Source organism: Pseudomonas fitomaticsae, assembly GCF_021018765.1.
Taxonomy (GTDB): domain Bacteria; phylum Pseudomonadota; class Gammaproteobacteria; order Pseudomonadales; family Pseudomonadaceae; genus Aquipseudomonas; species Aquipseudomonas fitomaticsae.
On sequence record NZ_CP075567.1, the window covers coordinates 3,724,028 to 3,747,699 of the forward strand.

Genomic DNA, 23,672 nt, shown 5'->3' on the forward strand with positions numbered 1-23,672 from the left:
TATTTCAGGTCGGCGTAACTCTCCAGAACAACTCCGTCAGTCCCCTCTCCCTCCGGGCGGTCCGACGTTTCGGTAGGGTTAGGGTGAGGGGTTGCTCTTGATCTTCAATTAGCGGGTGGCGACGGCCTGCGCGGTGGCATCGATGAAGTCGAAGACCTTCCCACCCTGCGCCGAGGCAAATTGCTGCGCCTGCCCCTTCAACAAAAACGCGCTGAGACGCCCCTTCGCATCACTGGCAAACCAAGCCTGCTCCGCCAGCAACTTGATCCCGCTGTCACTCGCCTGGGCATACACCGCCCGAATGTTCTTGCCTTCCGACTTCAGGCCGGCCAGCGCCGCGAACGCCTCTTCAGCCGAGGCATACCGCCGAACCTTGTCCTCACCCCGCACCCAGATTTCCGCAACATGGCTGAAATCCGAGATAGCCTTTCCGGTCACCGCATCGACCGACTTCAACGGCGTCTGCGCGTAGTTGGCCAGTTGCGCCGTGTAATCCAGATTCGAAGCCTTGAACGCCGCACGGATGTACTGATCGTCGATAAAGGAATTCAGGTCGAGCCCACGATCGGCCTTCTTCAACAACTTCAGCGTGTCGATCGCGGTGCCCACAGCCTGGCGATACTCCGGTTTCCAGCTCAGATCGCGGGTCTGCACGCCCAGCGGGCCATGGAACAGATAATTGACCTCGGCATCGACGCCGGTGACCTTGGCGATCAGTTCGCTGTATTTCTCCGGTTCGGCCGCCAGCAGTTGATTGGCCTCCATGCTGGCGCGCAGGTAGGCGACGACGATTTCCGGGTATTTCTTGGCGTAGGCCTGATCGACCAGCGCACCGTGGAAAGTCGGCGCATTGGCCTGAGCACCGTCGTAGATCTTGCGAGCGAAACCGCGGCTCGGGAACAGTTCGGCGAACGGTACGAAGTCGGCGTGGGCGTCGATCTTGCCGGCCTGCAACGCCGAACCTGCGACTTCCGGTGGTTGGGCGATGATGTTCACGTCCTTCAGCGGATCCCAGCCCTGCTCCGCCACGGCGCGCAGCAACATGCCGTGGGCGGTGGAAGCGAATGGTACGGAAATGGTCTTGCCCTTGAGTTCGCTCAGCGACTGCACGCCGGACGCGCTCGGCACCACGATGCCGTTGCCGCTGCCCTTGATGCTGCCCGACAACACGCTGATAAACAGGCTGTGTTTGCCGGCGGTTTCGAAGGCCACGCCGTTGAACGCGCCGGGGAAATCGGCCATGGCGCCGAAGTCGAGTTTGCCCGCGACCATTTCGTTGGTCAGCGGTGCGCCGCTGGTGAAATTCTTCCACTGCACGTCGTACTTGGCGTCTTTGTAGGCGCCGTCGTGAGGCAGGTATTTGTCGAGCAGGCCCAGCTCGCGAATCAACAGGCCGCCGGCGGCGCAGTTGATGGTGGTGTCCTGGGTGCCGATGGCAATGCGGATGGTTTCGGCCGACGCCGACAGGGTGAACGAAGCCAGTACCAGACCGGCGATTGCTGCACGCAACATGGTTGAATCCCCTCGAATCATTTATAGGATGTTCGTCTCCGCCGCGATCAGGGCGCGGTGGGAAACGAGGGGTGTTTGGTGAATCCAGCGTCCGGGGTTTACGGATGGCTATCGGCTCGCCACAAATCCCCTGTGGGAGCGGGCTTGCTCGCGAAAGCGGTGTTTCAGTCAATAGTGATGCCAGCCATGCCGGCCTCTTCGGGAGCAAGCCCCCTCCCACAGGGGATTGGGTGTCACCGCAGGAGGTAGGGGATTTCGACTTTGACGGCACCGGTCGGGCAGTCCTTTTCGCAAGGCATGCAGTACCAGCATTCATCGAACGCCATGTAGGCCTTTTGCGTGGCCGGGTTGATCGCCAGCAGGTCCATCGGGCAGACGTCGACACACACGGTGCAGCCCTTTTCGGCGATGCATTTGTCCTCGTCCACGGTGACGGGGGCATTGGAGCGGAAGAAGATTTCCTGGGCTTGATAGGCCATGGTCCGGACTCTCTCTAGTGATGCCTCAAGCGGCGAAAGCGCCAACCCGAAGGCGGTCGTAAGCCTGCATTTCCTCGGCATCGAGCGGGATGATGTAAGGCTCGACGGCTTTCTTGAAACTGGTCATGCGTCCGTCCTCGCCCTTCTTCAGGTGGCAATGGCAGAACCATTCACGGTCGTCCCGTTGCGGGTGATCGACGCGATAGTGGTACAGGCCCCAGCGGCTTTCGGCGCGGAACAGCGAGGCACGGGCGGCCATTTCGGCGCAATCTCGGATTACGCTGGTTTCCATCGCGCGCATCAGTTCGTGGGCGTTGTTGGCCTTCATCTCGTCGAGATCGCGTTCGATGTCGCTGAAGCGTTGCAGGCCGATTTCCATTTTCCTGGTCACTTTCGGCGGTTGCAGGTAGTCGTTGACGAAGCGCCGCAGCTTGTACTCGACCTGCGCCGGCGGCAGTCCGTGTTCGCGATCCAGCGGTGCGTAGACCCGGGCCTTTTCCTTTTCGATCTGCTCGGCATCCAGCGCCGAAAACTCGCGCCCGGCAACAAACTCCGCCGCGTTGTTACCCGCGAACCAGCCGTAGGTGAACGCGCCGAGCATGTAGTTATGCGGCACGGCGGCCATGTCACCGGCCGAGTACAACCCCTTCACCGACGTTTCGGCGCGCTCGTTGACCCACACGCCGGACGCCGAGTGGCCACTGCAAAAACCGATTTCCGAGATGTGCATCTCGACCATCTGCGTGCGGTAGTCGGTGCCGCGATTGGCGTGAAACTGACCGCGACTCGGGCGTTCGTTGCTGTGGAGGATTTCCTCGATGTTCTGGATGGTTTCCTCGGCCAGGTGGTCGAGTTTGAGGAACACCGGGCCGTTGCCGCTCTCAAGTTCCTGGTGAAACTCCCACATCATCTGCCCGCTCCAGTAATCGCACTCGATGAAGCGTTCGCCCTTGTTGTTGGCGGTATAACCGCCCAGCGGGCCGGTGACGTAGGCGCAGGCCGGGCCGTTGTAGTCCTTGATCAGCGGGTTGATCTGGAAACACTCGAGGTTCGCCAGTTCGGCCCCGGCGTGATACGCCATCGCGTAACCGTCGCCGGCGTTGGTCGGGTTTTCGTAGGTGCCCATCAGGTAACCCGAGGACGGCAGACCGAGTCGCCCAGCCGCGCCGCAGGCGAGGATCACTGCCTTGGCCTTGATCACATGGAAGTCGGCGGTGCGGCAGTCGAACCCCATCACACCGTTGACGGCGCCCTCCTCGTCGGTCAGCAAACGGGTGCAGACCAGTCGGTTGGTGATGCTCACCCGCGCGCGCTTCAACTGGCGATACAGGACTTTCTTGATGTCGTGCCCTTCCGGCATCGGCAACACGTAGGCGCCCATGTGGTGGACTTTCTTCACCGCGTAATCGCCGGTTTCGTCCTTCTCGAACTTCACGCCCCAGCGGTCGAGCTGTTCGATGGTTTCAAAGCTGTGGGTGGCGTAGGCATAGACCGCCGCCTGATTGACGATGCCGTCGTTGGCGATGGTGATTTCCTTGGTGTACTGCTCGGGCGTCGAGTGGCCGGGAATGATCGCGTTGTTCAGGCCGTCCATGCCCATGCTGATCGCGCCGCTGCGCTTGACGTTGGCCTTGTCGACCAGCAGCACGCGCAGCTCCTTGTTCTTTTCCTTGGCCTTGATCGCCGCCATCGGGCCAGCGGTGCCGCCGCCGATCACGACGATGTCGTATTCCTGTTCGAGAGTATTGCGGGTCATGTTCAGGCCCCTTTTTGCCGGTCGATCCGCAGGCGGTACTGGAACGCATCGCCACGGTAGTAAAGGTGTTCGAAGTCCAGCGGCTGGCCGTTGGCATCGTGGGTCAGACGCTCGATGCGCATGATCGGCGAGCCGGCCTCGACGTTCAGCGCCTGGGTCAGGTCGCTGTCGGCCAGCACCGCGTCGATGGCCAGATCCGCATGGCCGAGGGCAATGCCGCAGTCGTTTTCGAGGATCAGGAAGATGTCACGGGTGACCAGATCAGCCTTCTCCAGCCGCTCGCCGACGGCTTTGGACAGGTAGGTGATTTCCAGCGAGATCGGCTCGCGGTTGATCAGCCGTACGCGTTTGATCTGGGCGACGATTTCGCCTTCGGCGACCTGCAAGCGCTCGGCGACCAGTTTGTCGGCAGCGATGAATTTGAAGCTGCGCAGGCGGTTGATCACCTCGTAGCCGCGGCCGGTCATGGACTCGGCGAGGCCTTGCAGGGTGCTGACGTTTTGAAAGGTCTTGGGTTTGGCGACGAAGGTGCCTTTGCCGTGGATCTTGAAGATCAGCCCTTCTTTCTGCAGATCGCCCAGGGCCTGGCGCACGGTGATGCGGCTGACCTTGAACAGCGTGCCGAGCTCGCTTTCGGACGGCATCTGGCTGTCTTGCGGGTATTCGCCGTCGAGGATGCGGGCGCGCAGCACATCGCGCAGCTGGGTGTGCAGCGGGACACTGCCCAGGGAGAGAACGTTATCGGTCATCACGGGATCACTTGTTATAACGAGTTATGACGTGATCTTAGAGACGTTATGACAAGCTTGAGAAATACCGAATGAGCATAAGGTTAGACAGGTGGCGCAATTTCCTAATGTGGGAGCGGGCTTGCTCGCGAAATCGGAGTGTCAGTAACCGAAAATATTGCCTGATACGACGCATTCGCGAGCAAGCCCGCTCCCACATTGGTATTGAGTGCGACCAGCGAATCAGTAGCGCTTGAGGATCTGATCCATGACCCAATCGGTCTTCAGGGCTTCGGCGGCGATTACCGGGTGACGGGACTCACCGCGAATCTGCGCGTTCATGCCCAGTACGTGATGCCACTGGATGTGTTCGTGATGGGGGATTTCCAGGCTGATGTGTTCATCGGCGTGCAGCTCGACCGGGTGCTCGTCGAACACCGAAAAACCGATCCGCCCTTGGCTGCCGATGATCTCGACCCGATCCTCGCGCCGGTCCGCAACAAAGCTCCAACAACCCATGCCCAGTGCGCCCGAGGCGAATCGCCAACTGGCGCTGACCGCATCCTCCGCCGCATATAACCCGGCCTGACGCGCGGTGAAGCCGGCGACCTCGACGATGTCACCGAGCAGGTACTGGAACAGATCAAAACCATGGCTGGCCAGATCCGCGAAATACCCGCCACCGGCCACCGCCGGATCGGTGCGCCAGTTTGCGCTGCCGTCCAGATCCTTGGGTGACGGCGCCTTGGTCAGCATCCAGCTCAGGTGCCGCACTTCACCGATGCGGCCCTCCTCCAGCCATTGCCGAACCTGCTGGAAACGCGGCAACGAACGGCGGTAATAGGAGACGAACAGGTGCAAACCGGCCTCGGCAAATATCTGCTGCATCTCGCGGCTTTGCCCGGCATTGAGGGCCATGGGTTTTTCCACGCAGCAATGCTTGCCGGCGGCGGCGACTTTCAGGCTGTAGGCGTGGTGACTGTCGGGGGGCGTAGCGATGTACACCGCGTCCACCTCGGGGTCGTTGATCAGCGCATCGACTTCGGTGTAAGTCCGGGCGATGCCGTGGCGCACGGCGTAATCGGTCACGGCTTCGAGGCGTCGCCCCATCACCGCCACCAACGCCGAGCCGGGCGCCTTGTAGAAGGCCGGCCCGCTCTTGCGTTCAGCGACGCTGCCGCAACCGATCATGCCCCAACGCACCAAGTTCATTCTTGTGCCTCAGCCGATGCGCAGTACGCGCAGATCGAGGTGGCCGTTTTGCAGCGGCGGGCACCAGTAGTAGCCGCCGGTGATCGGCCGGCTGATGCGGTACAGACCGTCAGTGATGCCGTCTTCCAGACCGCTCATGCGGCGCAGTTGTGCTTCGAAGGCGTCGAGGGAGAAACCGAACGCCAGGAACATCAGGCCGGCGCGGTCGCCTTCGATCCACGGCATCGAACGGCGCACGACGAACGCTTCCGGAGCAAAGCTTTCCTGGGCGGTGCGTTTGACGTGGGCGGACACCGGCGCATCGTCGATCTCTTCGTTGTCGCTCAGGCGACGGCCCATGATGCTGTCCTTGTCTTCGGCGGACAGTGCATGGAACCCCTTGAGGTCGTGCTGCCATTGCTGGATCGCGGCGAAACTGCCACCGATCAGGCCTTCGGCGCCCTCGCTTTGCAGTGCGGCAGCGATGGCGGCTTCGTCGTGCGGGTTTTCGGTGCCGTCTTCATAACCGGTGAGGTCATGGCCGTCCTTGTGGCGGAAGGCTTCCTGCATCTGCACCAGACGCAGCGCCGGGGCCAGTGCGGCCTCAAGCGCGGTGCTGCGGTTGAGCAGATCACCACGGTCGACGCCGTGCAGCCAGACCCACAGGGCGTGCTGGGTTGACGGGTTTTCCACGCCAACCCCGGTCAGCGCCGGGAAGCTGCGCAGGCCGTCGATGTTCACATTCAGGGCCTTGGCCAGGGATTCACCGAAACCGACCACCGCCGACTTGCCGTCCACCAGGTTCAGCAGGTTGTCGATCGCCTGCGGCAGCGCTTCAACCGACTCGAGGGCGAAAAACAGATGACGTGCTTGCGGCGGAACTGGGGTGGCGAGGATGCCCGGCTGGTAGTAACTCATGTGAACTCCTTGGGAAAGAGCGCGGAGTTTAACTGTAGCCGGAGGATTTGTGTGGGATCAGATGACGCACTCGCTGCGCCACGTACTCGGGCTCTTCCCCGTCCAACGCTTGAACGCCCGACGAAAGCTGCGCACGTCGCTGTAGCCGACTTCCTCGGTAATCCGCTCGATCGGCATGTCCGGATTGGCCAGCAAACTCATGGTGCGTGCCTGGCGCACTTGCTCCAACAGCGCTTCGAAAGTCAGTGAATGTTCGGTCAGGCGCCGTCGTAAAGTACGGCTGCTCATGTTCAGGTCGCCAGCAATCTTTTCAATATGGCTGCCCCGGCTCAGGTCCCGGGCAATCGCCCGCTCCACGGCCTGGATCAGATCGAGTTTCTGGTGAACCTGCGCCGCCTCCAGCTCCAGCAACTTGACCGCCTGACGCAGCGCCAGCGAATGGTGATTGGGCAGGTTCACCTCCAGCCATTGCACGTCGATCAGCATCCGATTGTGCAAACACCCAAAGCGCACGTCCGGCCCCAGCAGACGCCGGTATTCATCGACGTAATCCGGGGCGGCGTGCATGAACTCCACGGCAATCGGCTTGAACGTCTCGCCCACCAGCGCCCGGCCATAGACCAGCAGGCTGGCGAAAAACTCTTCAACGGCAAACACCTGCACCTCGGCAAACGGCAGCCGGCATTCAACGTCGACGTACACCTGGTCGCCCACCACATCGACGCTGGAAACGACAATCCCGCCTGAAGTGTGCTGATGCCGAACCCCGATCTCGAACGCATCGCGCAAGGTCTTGCACAGCGACAGCACGTGGCCGAGCAGCCCCAGCGTACCTAGCACGTTCTGCGCACCGACCCACAGGCCGAGCCCCTGATTGGGCAAAGCTTTAAGCGCACGCTGGATCATGGCCACGGCCTGGCGGTAGGAAATCCGCTGCGCCGGATCCTGCAAGTCTTCGAAATCAAAGCCCAGGCCACGGCACAGGCTCTGCGGCTCGATCCCCTTGTTGGCGGCGACTTCGGCCAGGGTTTGCAGCAAAAACGGCGACACCAGCGCCAGTTCGAAGGTGGGGTCTTGGACTTTTACGTTCATGGAGGCTGACATTCCGGATCACGCTGAATTGTTATTTTTGTTACCGGTTATGTCGAAGAAAGTTAGCACAGGGTTGACGGACTGTCCGCAGAAGCCCCCTTCCGTGTCCGCCAATACCCTGCCCCGGCGTGCGCCAAGGGCTTATTTCTATAGTGGCCGGACGTCCTGCGTGCCGGCGTTGCGCCCAAACACAATAATAATGAGGACGGATATGACCCCGAACCGCGCGACATTCCCTGTGCGACTGGCGCTGAGCCTGCTCGGCTGCGCCGCGACCCTGCCGGCGCTGGCCACCGAAGCCGGCGTCGACAACATCGGCCCCGGCACCGATGGCTTCTTCATGCTGCCGCTGGAAGTCGACAGCCTTCCGGAGAACATGGTCGCCTTCAATCTCTACTACAACCACTACAAGGCGCAAAAGCTCAACATCAGTTCGTTGGGCGGCAAGGTGCCGAATGTCGAGATCGAATCCACGGCGGTCATCCCGCGTATCGACTATCTGAGCCCGGTGCGGATCTTCGGCGGCCGCCTGGCCGGTTACATCGCCCAGCCGTGGCTCAAGCAGGAAGTCTCGGTGTTCGGTCTGAGCGACACCCGCGAAGGCATGGGCGATACCACCATCGCGCCGATCATCCTGTGGGACATGGGCAAGGACCTGACCCTCGGCGCCGCCGTGGAAATCACCGTGCCCACCGGCGAATACAGCGTCGACCGGCTGGCCAACACCAGCAACAACTTCTACACCTACAAACCGCTGTTCTCCTTCACCTGGCTGCCGACCGAGCGCACCGAGGTGTCGATGAAAACCACCTACAGCTTCAACGAGAAGAACAAGGACACCGACTACAAGTCCGGCCAGATCTTCCACTTCGATTACTCGGCCAGCTACAAGATCACCGACGACCTGATGCTCGGTATCAACGGCTACTACCTCAAGCAGACCACCGACGACAAACAGTTCGGCCACACCGTGCAATTCGCCGGCGAAGACGTGAACGACGGCGTGCGCGGCAAGGTCTTCGCCATCGGCCCGGCGCTGCACTTCACCTTCCTCAAGTACGCCAGCGCCGAGATCCGCTGGGCCAAGGAGTTCGACGTGGAGAACCGGCCGGAGGGGGAAATGTTGTGGGCGAAGGTGAGTATTCCGTATGCGTTCTGAGTGCATTTGTAGGAAGGCGCGCGTGGATTTGTAGGCTGAAAACCTGAAAAACAGAGGGGAGGAATAGGCCTACAGCGGCGGTCGAGATTGCCGGACAACGGAGGGAAACGTCCGGCAGATTTCAAAGGGGTGACTTGCAGATACTGGGCGCCGTTACCCCATGGTTCCTAAAGGGCTCATGGGGTGCATCGTCTGCCAGTGACGACAACGGGCCACTCCCCCCTTAGACTGCTGAAATTGATCACGGAGATCACTATGAGCATATTGCATTCCCCGTTTTACTCTGACTTCGACTCCGAAGAAGAGGCAGAGAGCTACGATCGCTGGTTTCGTGCCAAGGTGCAGGAGGCACTGGATGATCCTAGTCCGGGCATTCCCCATGAAGAAGCCATGATGCGGCTCGACCAACTATTAGAAGAGAGACGCAAGAATCGACGCGCTGTCGCTTGAATGGAGCGAACAAGCTCTGGACGATCTGGCTGACATTATCGATTACATTGAACAATACAACTCAAACGCTTCAACGGCTCTGCAGCACAAGGTTGGTGCAGCAACGCAAAGGCTTTCATCAATTCCTTATGGTTACCGGTCCGGTCGAGTGCCAGGCACTCGGGAAATGGTGGTCAATCCGAACTATCTGCTGGTCTATCGAGTGAACGGGCGCATCAAAATACTGACGTTAGTCCACACCCGACGACAATACCCACGAACCTCATCAACATAAAAAAAGGGCGGCCAATTGGCCGCCCGAAGCGTACTACACGAGAGTCCTTTACAACGTCAGCTGTCCCCGCTCCTCTTCGGTCAGCTGCTGTTTCGCCTGTTCATCCAGCGCCCCGGCGCCCAGCACCTGCACCGGGCTGTTGGGGTTGTAGCCGGGTGTTGGTGCGCGGCTGGCGCCGTCGCGGGTCGGGGCCAGTTGTTCGTTGCCGAAGCTCAGCACCTGCACGGTGAACACCGAGGCCTGGTTCTGGCGCGAGGCGGCCTGTTGCTGACGGGCGACGTCTTCGGCCGCCTGGGTCGCCGACGACGCAGCGGAGCTGGCCGAGGTGATGGCGCCGGTGTTGACCGCCGAGACCACCGGCACGCCGGTCGCCTTGCCCTGCACCGAGATGTTGGCGGCGTTGACCACCGTCAGCGCGGCGATGTTGACGTTGCCCGAGACGCGAATCCCCGCCTCGCCCGCATCGATGGTGCCCAGCGGCGCGATCAGGTCGATGTCGCCCGGAGCCACTTCGGCAATCGGGTTGAGCGTGGCGATACCGGCACCGGTGCTTGGCACCGATGGCGACAGGGTCACGTTGCCCCAGGTGTCGTACACGCGTTTCGGCGGGGTGTAGACCACGGTGGTTTTCGAACCGCGACCGGCGTTGATATCGCCCGTGGCGGACCAGCCGAGAATCGAGCCACCAAACGTGGTCATGATCCGGCTCTGCCCCAGCAGAATGCTGCCCTCGGAGTAGAGCTGAATATTGCCCGAACCCTGGGTGATGATCCCCGCCGTGGAGGGCGGCGCCGCGCCTTCGATGCCGAACACCTGAGCGCCGCCCGGCGTGAGCATCTGGATGTCGCCGCCGAACAGGGTCTTGACCCCTGCTCCACCGTACATCGTGATATCGCCGTCATAACGGACCGGGTTGCCGGCCACATCGGTGGTCGGGAACAGCGAAGCGATGGCGTTGCGACCGCGCAGGTAACTGCCTTTGCGCGGGCCGCCAACCTGGTTGTACTCCAGGCCACCGGCACGCAGTTCGGCGAAGTACACCTGACGGGCGAAGATCGCCTGCTCGGCACTCGGCAACGCGGCGAAGAAGGCCTTCGCCTGTTCCGCATTGCCGTTGAAGCCGTAGCCGAGGGTCAGCCAGCTCTGCAATTCGTCGAGGTAGGTTTTAACCACTTTGCCTGGCTGCGCGGCGAGGGACAGGTTCGCGTCAGCGAGATTGTCCCGGCTCAGATAGCGGGCGATGAAACGACCGTAATCCGCACCTTGTGCACCGATGCCGGCCTGCAACACGATGCTGGCACCGGGCCGACTGTCGCTCTGCGCAATCGGCCCCAGGCTGGTGATGCCCGCACGATCTTCCATGAGGATATTGCGCCCGGCATTGATGTCCAGCAGGCCGGGGCCGGCAACGTCGAAGCTGCTGTAGAGAATGTCGCGCCCCGCCGAAACCCGCGACACATCACGCTCATCGTTGTGGACGAACAGGTTGCCCGAGGAAGCAATGGTTTCGCCGTTCCCGCCCAGATCCGACGGCGCAGCAGTCGGTTTGCCGAGGTCGGTGCCGGCCGCGACGATATCGCGCCCGGCCAGCATCCACACTGGCGCAGCCGCGACATACCAGGTGCGCAGTGAGTTGCTGAAGCGCAAGGTTTCACCGCTGCGCACGCCGACCAGATCACCGGTCAAGGCGTAGAAACGTGCCGGCGCCTGCACACCGCTGGTGCCCGAATACGTGTCGGCGCCGAACGCAAACAACGGATAACGCAGGTTCTGACTCGGTGCCACACCATCAACGCTGTAATTGCTCAGGAGCGGCTTGCTGCTGCCGTACTGCGCATAGCCGCTGAACGCCGGCGCGAACGGCGTGGCGATGGCCGCCCGGCTGGCGCCGGACTGATCGATGGCATAACCGCCGGCGTAGATCGAGTCGCCGGCGAGCATTTCCAGTTGGCCGGCGGCTGAAGGTGCCAGCACCAGCGAATAAGCCGGTGCAGCAGGAAACGCGCTGGAGACAGACACCGCTGACGTGCCGGCATAGATCGAACCCTGAGCGGCCACGGCGCGCAAGATCGACGGGTAGACAAAGCGCAGATCGCTCGGCGAGCTGTTGCGATTCGTCAACGGCCCCTGGGTGCCGGTCTCGGCCAATTGGGTGCTTGGAGTCAGATTGCCCCCGGCTGAAAACAGATCGATGGCGGTGTGATCGGTCCACAGCGAGAAGCCCGTCAGCCCGCCTCCGCCATGCACGACGCCGGCGGCATCGGTGAACGGCGTGCTGTTTTGCAGACGTACGCGCCCCGGGTCCGCCGCGCCACCGAGCACCAGATCGCCACGGGTGCTCAGGCGCATGCCCGAGTCACCGGGGATCAATACCAGACCACCGGTAGCAACGCCCAAGGTCGAGGTGAACGGGTCGAATGCCCGGGTTTCGCGCGCATCCTGCAACGCCGGTGCCGCACCGTATTGCAGGTTGATCGCGCCGAGCGCCCCGCCTGACAACTGCGCCGCGCCACGCAGGTTGATCAAGGCGCCCTGCAAGTCATGGTTCGGTGAGCCATTGCCGTTCTGCCCTGTGCTTGCTTGCCGCGACGGGTTGAGCGTGCCGCCGATGCGGATATCCATATCGCCGCCACCGGTCAATTGCAGGCTGCCGTCGCTGCCGACCCGTCCGGTGCTGCCGACCGCAACGATCAAGCCTTGGCTGCGCGGATTCAACCCGGTATCGCCCAACGGCCGGAGCATGCCGCCGTCGCCGCCGGCGCGCAGGCTGACGTTGCCGCCACCCAGCGCACCAAAACCCGTGAAGCCGACCAGATAAGGGCCGCTATCGGTACCCTGATCCGGTAGGGGTTGGGTCGCATAGCTGCCAAAGTTGATCCACCAGGCTGTCGGCACATCGTTGTTGCCGGTGCCCTGGCGCCAGAGCCAGTTGCCCACCGAGACGCTGGCAACCTGCTCGCGCAGCTTGGCCAGGGGGTTGAGGCTACGACGGCCCACGGCGTCACCGGACACCGAGCCGCCGGCATTGATCGTCAGGTTGCCGCCACCCTGCGGATACCAGGCCTGATACAGGCTGTCGCTACCGCCGTTGACCCATTTTTCATAATCGGCGCCCTGGCTCCCCAGCACCGAACCGTTGTCGGTCAAGGTGCCACGGCGCAAGTTGTAGCGCGGATCGACGTCGCTCGATTGAGTGCCGGCGGTGTAAACCCCGAACGGCGAGTCCATGCTCAGGTTGCCGGCTGCCAACAGGTCGAGATCGCCGGTGCCGGTGCGCAACACGCTGAACATCTGCGAGTGAGTCGTGGTGCTGATGCCGCCCTTGTTCGGTGCGCAGGAAAACGGATCCGCATCACACCACCACAGGTCGCCCTCGGCCACCGGTGTGCCCGCCGGCATCCCGGCAATGTTGCCCTCAACCCAGAGAAATTTGGCCGGCGCCAGGCAGGCGCCGGGGAACACGTCACACAAATACAGTTCATCATCGCTGACCACCGTGCCTTCCGGATAACCCATCGGGTTGCCGTCGACCCAGGTCGTGTCGAGTTTTTTCTCGGTCACTTTCAAGCCGTAGTGGGTATCGGCCAGACGCAGGTTGCCGTCACTGGTCAGCGGTTTCAGTGCGCGGCTGTCGGCGGCATCCAGGTCGGAGCCAGCTACCAGGCGCATCGACCACGACGTACTGCCCGCCGGCAACATGCTCGCCACGGCCCAGTTACGACCCTGCTGAGTGGTGTTGGTGTAACCGCGCAGTTCAATGAAAGCCGTACCGTCAGCCAGCACCACATCGGTCATCGACGGAATCAGCGAGCCACGCAGCAACGCCAGCGCACCGCTCAATTTGACCCCGACAAGCACGTTATCCGCACCGAGCGTGCCCGGCAGCGGCACGCCTTTGGGCCAGCTCATGGCCTGCAGCGCGGTGGCCGTGTTCAAGCGGGTGCCGGCGCCCAGGCGACTGCCTATCGGCAAGGTCACGTCCTGTGTGAGCAGAGTGCCGGCCGCGTACAGCAAATTACCCGCCGAATCGAGGATGGCGGCGGACAATACGCTGCCGGCATTCAAGGTGTACGCACCGGCCAGAACCGCCTGGGTCGGCAACAGTGTGCCGCTGGCGAAGGTGGCCGCCTGAATCGGCAAGTCGTAATTCAAGGTGGTGCCGCTCGGGAACAGCGTGCCCTCGGCCAGCGTCACGCCGCTGCCCGGCACGATCAGATCGCCGCCGAACGGCTGCACGCCCGGCAGCAATTTCCAGCCGGCGTCATCCACGGTTTCCGGCGGCGGCGCGAAACCGTCGTTGATACTGCCGTAGATATCGAGGTTGCCACCGGCCCGCATCACCAGACCTGCCGACTCACCGGAGCCATACAGCGCCGTTCTTTGCGTGTGCGGGTTGAGGCTCGCGTAGCGATAGCGCGACAGGTCGATATCGCCTTCGACCAGCAGGTCGCCGTCGGCGGTCTTGCTGACGATTTCCACGCCCGGGCGCAGATGGAAGGCATCGCGGTAGGTCGCGTTGTTCAACCCTGCCAGTTTGCGTTGCAGCAGGTCACTGTTGCCCAGTGCCGCGTTGATGAAGGCGTCGCTGTCGCCATGAATCCGATCGAACAGCGCCTGATCGATCACCTGATACGGGCGGCCGCTCGCTGCCGGATCAACGCCGTCGCGGGCATCCGTGTAGCGGCGCACGGCGTTGAGGCCAATGGAGCGAGCGCCTTGGATGCTCAGCGCGCCATTGGCATCAATCGCGATGTCACCGACACCCAGACGCGGCGCGTTCAGCTCGAGGGTGCCCCGTGCACGACCATCGTTTTGTCCGGGCAGATTGCCCAGCGCGGCATCGGTGCCGTGGCGCAAATCGATCCGCGCGCCGGAGGCCAGCGTCAGCACGCCGGCACCGGAATCGAGCTCTACCATCGCCCGGTTCGGCGCATCGATGATCTTGCCGTAGCTGTCGACCCGCAGCACCCGACCATGAGCATCGAGGACCGAACTGCCGCCCAGGGTCAAACCGTTTTTGCCGGACAGACGAATGCTGCCGACCCGCTCGCCACTGGCATCGATAGTGCCGGCCACGCTCAGGTGGCCATTGTCCAGCGAGACATTGACCTCGCCGGCATGCAGGCCATCGCCGATCAGCAGATCGCCCTGTTTGAACTGGAAGCTGCGACTGCCTGACACCTGGCCGTCGTTCAAGCGCTGGTTGAGCGCGGCAAACTGCTGATTCAGATCGCCGCCCAGCTGCTGCGCACGGATCTCCACCCCCCCGGCCTTGTACGGCACCCAGGTGCCTCCGGCGTCGTAATGACCGCTGCTGGCGCCGAGGATCTGGCCCTGCAGATCGACCACCCCGGCGTTCGCCGCCAGCGCCACTGCGCTGAGATTGCCGGCCTGATTGTTCTGCGCCGACAGGTCGATGCGCGAACCGGCTGCCTGACGGATATTGCCGCTGTTGCTGAAGAGCGACACGTCGCCGCCCCAGCTGTATTTGTTGACGTCGTTGAATGGCAAGGTACGTCCGGCCAGATCCAGCTGTGCATTGCCGCTCAGGGTCAGGTCATTCTCGGCCTTGACCACCAGTTTGCCGCTGGCCAGCGCAATCCGGCTGTCGAGGACGACATTGCGTGCATCCAGGGTCAATTCCGCGCCCAGCGCATCGGCTGCCGTGCCTTTACCGCTGCCGGTCAGGGTCAGGTTATTGCCCGCCTTGAGCACGTTGATCGAAGCCGCTTCACCGGTCAGCAACGGCGTGCGCAACGTGAGGTTGCCGCCGCTGTAGGCATAGCCCTTGACCGGGTCGTATGCGCCTTGCTCCTGATATACCGCAAGACTGCCCTTGTGATTGGCGGTGATGCGCTCGCTGGCGCTGAGGTTGACGTTGGCAAAGCCCAGCGCCAGACGGTCGTTCTGATCCAGGCCGCTGGGCTGCGGATTCGGCCCGTAGCCGAACTCGATGCGCTGCGCTTCAACCTGCAGGGTTCCCTGTCCGGTGCCGGCGCCACCGCTGACCACGGCTCCCGGCGCCTGAGTGGCACCGTTCCAGGTCAGATTGGCGGTGCGCAAGGTGGCTACATCCTGGCTGCCGCCCTGGCCGTAGATCGCCGGGGTCGTCAGGATCAGATTCTGCAGTTTGCTCTGGCCGGTTTGCGGGTCCAGCGTATCGAGCGTGGTGGTGCCAAAGAAGTTGAACGAGTCGCGAGCGGTCAGGTTCAGCGACTCCAGAGCCGGTGCCCCGAACTGGGTGTCGCCCTGCAGCAAGCGGTTGAGCACGTTCTGGCTGAGGGTCAGACCGACCGGCACGCGTCCCGCCGCATCGGCCAGGGCCTCTGTATTGCCGATGTTAACCGCACCAACCGCCAGGGTCAGGTGGCGGGTGCCGAAACGCACCGCCTCATCAAGTTCGAAGTGGTTGTCGGTGGCAGCGCTGATACTGCCGTTGGAATACAGGATGGCCGGATTACTGCACGGCGCCAGCGTGCAGGTACCGATATGGATACTGCCGGCACCGGTCAAGTCGACGGCTTTCTCCGGCGCCAACACGCTGTTCCAGCCATTGGAAACCAGCAGCAGGCTGGCTTTCCCCGGCTGGTAGACAAAGCCGTCGGTGGAGTCGAACGAGACATCGCCGCGCCCCACGGTATTAATCCCCGCCCCGGCCTCGACGGTAATGCCGCCGCGGGTGTTCTGAGTGCGCAACATGACTTCCGGCGCCGAGAGGATCGCGCCTTCACGCAAGAAGATGTCGGTGCTTGAGCCGCCATTGACGAAGGTCACGATATTGCCGCCAGCGCCGTAGTCCACGCTCGGCGCCGAGCCGATGGCCAGACGTCCGGCATTCAGACGGTTGAGGCTGTCGGCATACAGCGAGACACCTTGAAAACCCGGCGTCGGCTCATGGCCTGCGCCCAGCACTTCGAGAACGCCGAGGGACGGATCGCGTACCACGGCCGTGCCCGTAACCCCGCCCTCGGCGGGCAGAAACAACACCTGGCCGTTGAAATCCAGAGCAATGGCAGGCTTTTCACCATGCTCCAGATTCAGACTCAGGGTTTTGCCATCCATCGGTGCCAGTGCGCGTGATATTCCACGCCGCGCCGCGTCACTGGTGATGAACTGGCTGTAGCTGGTTTCGTTGTATTGCGAGTAGCGACGCAGTACATCCGCCGACGTCAGCGTCAGCGCGCTCGGCAGACTGTCACGCACGCCGGTATTGGCAATCGACATCTGGCCGCTGCTGGCCCATGAACCATTGCGCATTTGCAGCGCGCCACCCATGGCCGCCGGCGTCGCCTGGCCGTTGACCTCGACCCGGAACGCCCCGGGCAACAAGGCGAATGTCGAAGGCAGCAAGGTATAGGTGCCGGCCGGCAAACCCGGCACGCCCGCACCGATCGTGACCTGCTGACCGATGCGCGGATCGACCGCGCCAGCCTCGGCCACCACCGGGGCATAGACACTCTGATTGCCCGGCAGGATTGCGTAGACCGGATTGCTCGTCAGGCCCGGCAGGCTGAACGTGCCGTCAGCGGCATTGCGCACCAGCGGGTTATAGCGGGCATCGGTGGAGCCGCCACGTCCGGAGACAAAACCGGCGCCGCGCAGATCCCCCCCGCCCGACAGGTCAATCACCGCGCCTTGCGCGACATTCAGGTACTGCGACTGCACGGTCACCCCGGCCGTGGTGCCGACGATGCCCTTCAACACCACCGGGCTGCCGTTATAGCGGTAATCGATGCCGTCAGTCGTGCCGCCGTAAGGCATGACCAGTCCGGCGGCGCTGACAGATGTGAGACTGCCGGGCAACAACGCAACCTCGCGGGTCTGTACCGACTTGCTGCTTTCACCCAGGGTAATCAGGCCGAGCGGTGCCCGCACCACCCCGCCTTGTTCGATGTGGCTGGCGGCGAGAATCAACTCGCCGAACACCGAGTAAGGCAACGCCGCCGGCGCGCGACCCTGAGCGAAAATGCGCAAGGTGCCGTCGCCAGGATCGGTCTCCTGCTGGAAGCCGGCGCGCACTCGGGCCTGGATCCCGCTCACCGGATAAATCTGCGCGGCGCCGAGGTTCAAGTCACCCGCCGTCCAGAGATCGGCATAGGTTTGCATGGAAGAGCCGATGAACCGCAGGTCGCCCTGACTGGCCAGCGTGACCTCGGCAAAGCTGCGGCGACCGACCTCAAGGGCTGGCGCATTGAGCTGGCGGATATTGCCCTTGGTGCCGAACGACAGGCTGTTACCAATGTCCAGCAGGTCGGCGTTGGCGATGAACTGCGCCGCCGAGACGTCGGGCGTCGGCGCATTCATGACCCGAGGCCGGATAAAGGCAACGGAGTCGTAATACGCGCCCGGCCCCAGTAACCGCAGGTAAGGTGCAGACAGATTGATCCGCGCATTGCCGCTCGAACCCTCGGCCAGGGAAATCGCACCGGCGTACAGGCTCAGACTCTGATTCAGATGCAGGTTGACGTCGCCATCGAACGAAATCAGGCCATTGCTCAGCAGGCCCAGATGATCGAAGCCGCCGGCCATCAAGGCATCGGCACTCAGCCGGGCACTGCCGTAAGTCAGCATGGGCGCGGCTTCACCGGGTGCAAGATCGGCCGCCAGGGTGGTCTTGCCGGCGCCCTGGCCGATGATGATTTCCCGTGGCCGCCGGACCTCGTTGCTGGCGGTATTGATGCGATACAGCGGCGTTTCCAGGGCGATGTCCAGCCGTCCGCCACTGGCGCCGGCACCACCGGCTGCGGCGCGCAGGTCGCCGTCGATGAACAGGCCGTTGTAGGAACTCAGGGAAATCCGCCCGCCGTCGGTGGCAACCGTGGTCGGCCCCTGCCCGGCAATGTCCAGCACCGCCTGGGTGCCCGAGGCGTCAAGGCGCGCACCCTGGCGTACGACCACATAAGCGTCGGCCGAAGTCGCGGTAGCTTTCCTGGAATCGATTTCACCGCCGATGATGATGCTGCCGCCCTTGCCGACCTGGCCGTACACCCTTCCCAAGGCATCGACCGCTGTGGCGGCGCGCGCCGCTACATCGAGCACCGCGTGTTCACCGATCCAGATTGACCGGTTGTGCGCCTGTATCGGCGCTTCCTGCTGGCTCTGGGCCGGGTCAATGTTGCCGAATTGCTGCTGGCGAATATCAATCGTACCGCCCCAGGCCTGCAGCGTACCGTCAACGGTGATCTGCCCCGCCCCGCGCAAATTGATGCGTTGCCCAGGATCCACGCTCAGGCGCGAACCCGTGCCGAGGGTCAGTGTGGCGTTGCCCGGATCGATCAGCCCCACGAGGGTGGGACCGGCCTGCAGCGACAGGCTGGCGCCGGCACGTTGGGTCAACAGCGCTTTGGTCGGGCTCTCCTGGTACAGCGTCGGTTTCCATAGTTCCAGCGCGGTGCGCGGATCACCGCCACTGACCCGGTTCGCTGCATCGTCAGTAAAACGATAGACCGGCGTGGTCACATCGATCTGCGTGTCCCGGGCCACTTCGAGGCCGTTCAGGCCAATCACGCTGTAGGCCGAAAAGCCTTTACTGAAAAGACTCGGCGCCAGTTGCAACGTCGACTTCGCCAGCGCTTCATCAGCCTCGCCGATCATCACTTTGCTGGCCTGCACCAACAACGTACCGCCACCCGTCACGCCGTAGCCGCGCAACTCGCCATCAAGATTGAGTTGCGAAGTGCCGGCGGCACTGTTGGCTGCCGACTCCAGCGTGACACTGCCGCCCTTGGCGCCACGGGTCTTGCCGTTGGCCAGGATCGCCCCGCCGGAAGACACATCGAGCAGGCTGCCGCTCTGGATATCGATGTCGCCGCTGCTGCGGATCGAAATCAACCCGCCATCCAGCCAGGCCAGACTGGCCGCGTCGTCGGGGTTGGTGCGTTGATTGCTCCACAGCCCGCGGGTATCGAGTTGCACCCCATGGGCCACGGTGACCCGTTCCGGATGGCCAGCGGCCGGGGTGATTCGGGTGTCGGTAACGCTGCTGGTCTGCAACTGATTGAGCACGTTGCCCAGGCGGATACTGCCGCCACGGGCACTCAGGTCGGCATTGACCTGGACATCCGGCCCGTACAGGGTGATCTCGCCACCGGCATCGACCTGCAACGCGGCGTCCAGGGTAATGCGATCCTTGGCCGCGACCTTCAACGCCCCGAGCCTGAAGCCGTTGAGTTGTCCGGCGTCGAGGAACAGCTTGCCCTTGCGCGCGTCTGAGACGGCTGTCAGCAGATCCCGGTCAACGCCGGCGAGCATCGGCTCGCCACCGATCTGCACCTGATCGAGCAACGGGTTCAGCCCGTACAACAGGCCGCCGGCCGCCGCCACATACGCCGGGTCATAGCTGCCGACGATCAGTTGCGCGCGACGCGCCAGCGCAGTCTGGCTCTGTGCATAACCGTCCAGAGGCGCGCGCGGCGCCTGGGTCTGGCGCTCGCCCTGATACACCTCGCCAAGCAACTGCCCGTCGAGCACCGCATTGGTCGTGCCGATCACCAGTTGCCCGGCATCGCGACCCACGGTATAGCCGGACTCACGGCGCGATCGCGGGGCAATCAACGGGCTGTAGTAATAACGGGTCTGCCCCCAGCGTTCGCTGTTGTCTTCATAGCCTTTGTACAGGCCGGTGTAGAGCATGTCCCCCGGTGCCCGCGAGACTTCGTACAAGCGCCCGTCGGCGCCACGCAACCAACTCTGGCGGATCTCGCCGCTCTGCACATCGAGCGTGCCGCCAGACAGATTGATCAACGAACCCTTCTCGGTGACCACATCGTTGCCGGCAAAACTCACCGCGCCCCCCTGGGCCATCCACTCGCCGATGCCGTGGCCCTGAGTGCCGAGATAGCCGCCGACCTCAAGCAAGCCACCGGCGGTGTACCAGCGATCCGTCGCATAGCCGTTGGTGCCCGCCGGCACATACACCAGCTCACGCACATCGACCCAGACGTCATTGCTGTTGAGCGCGCCTTTTTCGCGGTTGACCGACGCGTCGCGCTGCTCATTGCCCTGGACGTTGATTTTGATGTTGTTGGATTCCATCGCGACTTTCACGCCGATGGCCCCGGACACATCGATCAGCGCCCCGTCGCGCACCAGACTGCGTCGCCCTGCCGCCACGGCCACCTGGCCGCCGGTGGCGAGGGTGATCGAGCCGTTCTGGAACTCGACACTGCCACCGCTCTGAATCTCGATGCGCGACTGATCGCTGCGCACCTTGTTGTTGGGGCTGACGCCAGTCAGCGCGGCTTTCTGTTGGCTGTCGAGTGCGGTCAGATCACTGCTGTCGAGCATGATCGCCGTGGCACTGCCCTGCCCCAGCGTGACACTGCCGCTGGTATCGGTCGCCGGGTTGAGCAGATGAATGGTGCCGCGCGTGGCCACCGAAGTACTAGCCAGCAGCACGCCGTTCTGCACGACATCGTGGCCGGTCAGGGTGATGTCGCCGGTGGCGGCCTGGATCAAGCCGTTGTTGCTGACCTTGCCGGCACTGCTGCCACTGTTGAAGCCGGGAATCACTTCGCTGCCGAAGGTCGTGGAGAAGCCGTTGCCCTCGGTGCCCGAGCCTTTGCGGATGTAGAAGCGGTCACCGGCACCGAGCACGGTCTGGCCCTTGGCGGTGCTGATGCTGCCGTCGTTCTGCACTTCGCTGCCGAGCAACAGTGCGTAGCCACCGGCATCGGTGGACGTCGCGGGGCCGGCGGTCTGGATCGATGCGCCGCGCTCGACCAGCACCTTGCCGGCAGCGTCGGTGAAGGTCGGCTGGCTGCCGCTGCTGTCGAAATACAGGCCCCGGTCACGGAACTGAATGTCGGTGATGTTCGCCGCGGCGGCCACCAGGTTGCGCACGTTGACCTGGCTGCTGCCGCTGAACACGATGCCGTTGCGGTTGATCAGCATCACCGTGCCGGCGCCCTTGATCTGGCCCTGGATCTGGCTCGGACGCGCAGCCGGATCATTGACCCGGTTGAGCACCGCCCAATTGGCCTGCTGGGCGAATTCCACAGTGGTGTTGCGCCCGACGTTGAAGGTTTCCCAGTTGAGAATCGCCTTGTCGGCGGTCTGCTCGATGCGCACATTGGTCTTGCCGTCGGCCTGGGTCTGCTGCGGGCCTTTGGCGTTCTGCCAGCCTTGCGCGAGGCTGTTATCGACTTGCAGACCGCCGGCGCCCAGACCGTCCGGCACCACCTGCACCGAACCCAGCGCCGCTGCGCGACCGGCCGCCTGCGCCGCTTGTTGTGCGGCAATCGCCGCGACCGTGTTGTTCAAGGTCTGTATCGAACGCTGTAACTGCTGGTTGGCCCGCTGTTGCTGCGCCAGCGGCGGGGTCATGCCCGGCAACCCGCCGCTGCTCGGGCGGGCTGCCGCCGCTTGCTGTGCAGCGCCCTTGGCGGCGAACCAGTTCGAACTGAACGCCGTCTGCGCCTGCGCACCGCCCGCCACCAGACACAACGCCACGGCCTGGGCCAATGGCTTGAGCAGCCACAGCGCCGGGTCTATGGCATCACGTTTTAACGACTGAACGCGGGTACGGCGACGGGATGGGCGAGCAAGCATCACTACGAGTCCTTTTGATTGCCGCAGGTCGGCGACAACCTGCTGTTACGACATAGGCGGTTGGCGAGGGACGCGACCGAACCGATGTCACACAAACTTCATGATTGAGGTGTAATTGCCCGCCCCGGCCATCCGTGACGAGCAAAAAAAATGGCAGCCCCGTAGGGCTGCCATTCGTGTTGCGGGTTAACGCGAAGCTTACAAAGGACGACCGATAGCGTTGCACACGCTGGCGTTGTTGATGTCCAGGTTGTTGCCGCTGGTGTTGGTGATGAAGTTGGCGGTAACGGCGTTTTTCCAGTTGGTCGGAACAACGCTGAAGCCGTGGCTGATGGTCGCTGCAGCGTTGCCCGGCACGCTGTAGTGAGTGGTCAGGAAGGATTTGATGTCAGCGGCCACGGTTGCATCCTTGTAGCACTGGCCGAAGATCAGGTTGGTGTAGGCAGCGATCGGGTAACCGCTGGATGGGTTGGCGACAACCGGTGCCCACTGGGCAGGGTTCGACGGTGTGGTTGGCAGTGCAACCGAAGACAGCGCGGTGGTCACGTTACCCGGGGTCGGCTGCACGCCGTTGACGCGCGATACCACAGCGTTGCTGCTGGCGTTCACGCCGTCCGGACCGACGTAACCGATGGAACCGTCAACCGCGTTCACCGCAACAGCGACGTCAGCAGTGTTGGCAACGCCGACGAAGCTCGATGGCAATGTGGTGCCGGCTGGCAGCAGCGAGTTGGCGAAGGTCGAGTTGACCGAGAACTTGGTCGAGCAGACGTTGTTCAGGTGACGGGTGAGGATTTCCGAAGTGCCGCTGGAAGTGGTGCGGTAAACCACACGAACCGGGGTGGCATCGGAGTTGCCCAGCAGTTGACCCCAAGTGGTTGCAGTACCCGAGAACACGTCGCACAGCTGCTGGCTGGTCAGGTTCAGAGCGGTCTGGCCGGCCTTTTTGTAAGGGATGGCGACCGAAGTGGCGACCGATGGCAGTTGGATCAGCGGGCCGTACGAAGCACCGAAGTTGGTGTTGTAGGTGCTGATTTCCGAGGCGCTGAGGATCGAGTCGCTACCGGCGAAGTGGACCGAACCGGTGGCGCTGAACAGAGCCGAGTTGTTGGTCAGGAAAGCGGTCTTGCCAGTGCCGCTACCGGTGCCGGCGTAGGTGAAGTTGGCTGGCAGGATGCTGTTGCTCGAGCCTTTATACAGAGCGGCAGGCAGAGTCGCGCCACCACCGGTAACGTTGGCAGCCATGGCCTGGGCGGAAGCCAGGGCAGCGACAGTCAGGGAAGCTGCGATCAGAGTGCGCTTGAACATGAAGAATCTCCTTTTCAACGAGGTTGGGAACACAGGTTTTCGGATTGCTTGCATGACACTGGGAGGACTCACCGCCGACCTTCGCAAGCGGGGTCCGTGGTTAAGTCGCACTGAGAAATTCGCAGTTTCCGGTGACAGATAAAGGAAAAAACCTCGGGAGGTGCAGGCTGATTTTCGAGGGATTTTCTCGGGTGTTCCGGGGGTTGTGCGGAGTGTCTGTGGCGGGCTTTTCGAGGGAATCGGCCACAGCCCTTGA

At 63.0% G+C, this 23,672-nt stretch carries 12 protein-coding genes; 3 read left to right on the forward strand and 9 right to left on the reverse strand.

The features are described from left to right. Positions 1-108: 108 nt before the first annotated feature. The 7 genes from KJY40_RS16615 to KJY40_RS16645 all read right to left on the reverse strand — a co-directional run bounded on the left by KJY40_RS16615 (position 109) and on the right by KJY40_RS16645 (position 7,676). Positions 109-1,512: an ABC transporter substrate-binding protein gene (locus KJY40_RS16615; RefSeq protein ID WP_230731250.1), complete on the reverse strand. Its 1,404-nt coding sequence runs from the start codon at positions 1,510-1,512 to the stop codon at positions 109-111. A 233-nt stretch (positions 1,513-1,745) separates the two neighbouring features. Then, entirely contained in the window at positions 1,746-1,991 is a 246-nt protein-coding gene (locus KJY40_RS16620) for a 4Fe-4S dicluster domain-containing protein (protein ID WP_007959413.1), read from the reverse strand. Positions 1,992-2,016: 25 nt separating this feature from the next. Beyond that, positions 2,017-3,747: a fumarate reductase/succinate dehydrogenase flavoprotein subunit gene (locus KJY40_RS16625; RefSeq protein ID WP_230731251.1), complete on the reverse strand. Its 1,731-nt coding sequence runs from the start codon at positions 3,745-3,747 to the stop codon at positions 2,017-2,019. A gap of 2 nt (positions 3,748-3,749) precedes the next feature. Continuing rightward, the gene (locus KJY40_RS16630) at positions 3,750-4,496 is read right to left on the reverse strand and encodes a GntR family transcriptional regulator (protein WP_230731252.1); all 747 of its coding nucleotides are present in this window, start codon (positions 4,494-4,496) and stop codon (positions 3,750-3,752) included. Positions 4,497-4,718: 222 nt separating this feature from the next. After that, complete coding sequence (locus KJY40_RS16635; protein ID WP_230731253.1) at positions 4,719-5,687, reverse strand: Gfo/Idh/MocA family protein; 969 nt, start codon at positions 5,685-5,687, stop codon at positions 4,719-4,721. A 9-nt stretch (positions 5,688-5,696) separates the two neighbouring features. Then, positions 5,697-6,584 carry a Dyp-type peroxidase gene (locus KJY40_RS16640; protein ID WP_230731255.1) on the reverse strand — a complete coding sequence of 296 codons (888 nt, stop codon included), beginning with the start codon at positions 6,582-6,584 and terminating at the stop codon, positions 5,697-5,699. Positions 6,585-6,641: 57 nt separating this feature from the next. After that, complete coding sequence (locus KJY40_RS16645) at positions 6,642-7,676, reverse strand: AraC family transcriptional regulator (RefSeq protein WP_230731257.1); 1,035 nt, start codon at positions 7,674-7,676, stop codon at positions 6,642-6,644. A gap of 211 nt (positions 7,677-7,887) precedes the next feature. Here KJY40_RS16645 and KJY40_RS16650 point away from each other — a divergent pair, with 211 nt between their 5' ends. From KJY40_RS16650 to KJY40_RS16660, 3 genes are all read left to right on the forward strand, one after another. Next, positions 7,888-8,835, forward strand: coding sequence for a SphA family protein (locus tag KJY40_RS16650; protein ID WP_230731258.1), 948 nt, complete (start codon positions 7,888-7,890; stop codon positions 8,833-8,835). A 255-nt stretch (positions 8,836-9,090) separates the two neighbouring features. Beyond that, positions 9,091-9,285: a type II toxin-antitoxin system RelB family antitoxin gene (gene relB, locus KJY40_RS16655; protein ID WP_230731259.1), complete on the forward strand. Its 195-nt coding sequence runs from the start codon at positions 9,091-9,093 to the stop codon at positions 9,283-9,285. 46 nt (positions 9,286-9,331) lie between these two features. Continuing rightward, positions 9,332-9,559 (forward strand): type II toxin-antitoxin system RelE/ParE family toxin, encoded by a 228-nt coding sequence (locus tag KJY40_RS16660; protein ID WP_230737711.1) that lies wholly within the window; start codon positions 9,332-9,334, stop codon positions 9,557-9,559. Positions 9,560-9,607: 48 nt separating this feature from the next. Here KJY40_RS16660 and KJY40_RS16665 read toward each other — a convergent pair whose 3' ends face one another. Further along, the gene (locus KJY40_RS16665; RefSeq protein ID WP_230731260.1) at positions 9,608-22,108 is read right to left on the reverse strand and encodes a filamentous hemagglutinin family protein; all 12,501 of its coding nucleotides are present in this window, start codon (positions 22,106-22,108) and stop codon (positions 9,608-9,610) included. 198 nt (positions 22,109-22,306) lie between these two features. Next, positions 22,307-23,416, reverse strand: a complete 1,110-nt coding sequence (locus KJY40_RS16670) for a substrate-binding domain-containing protein (RefSeq protein ID WP_230731261.1) — start codon at positions 23,414-23,416, stop codon at positions 22,307-22,309. Between the last annotated feature and the right edge of the window lie 256 nt (positions 23,417-23,672).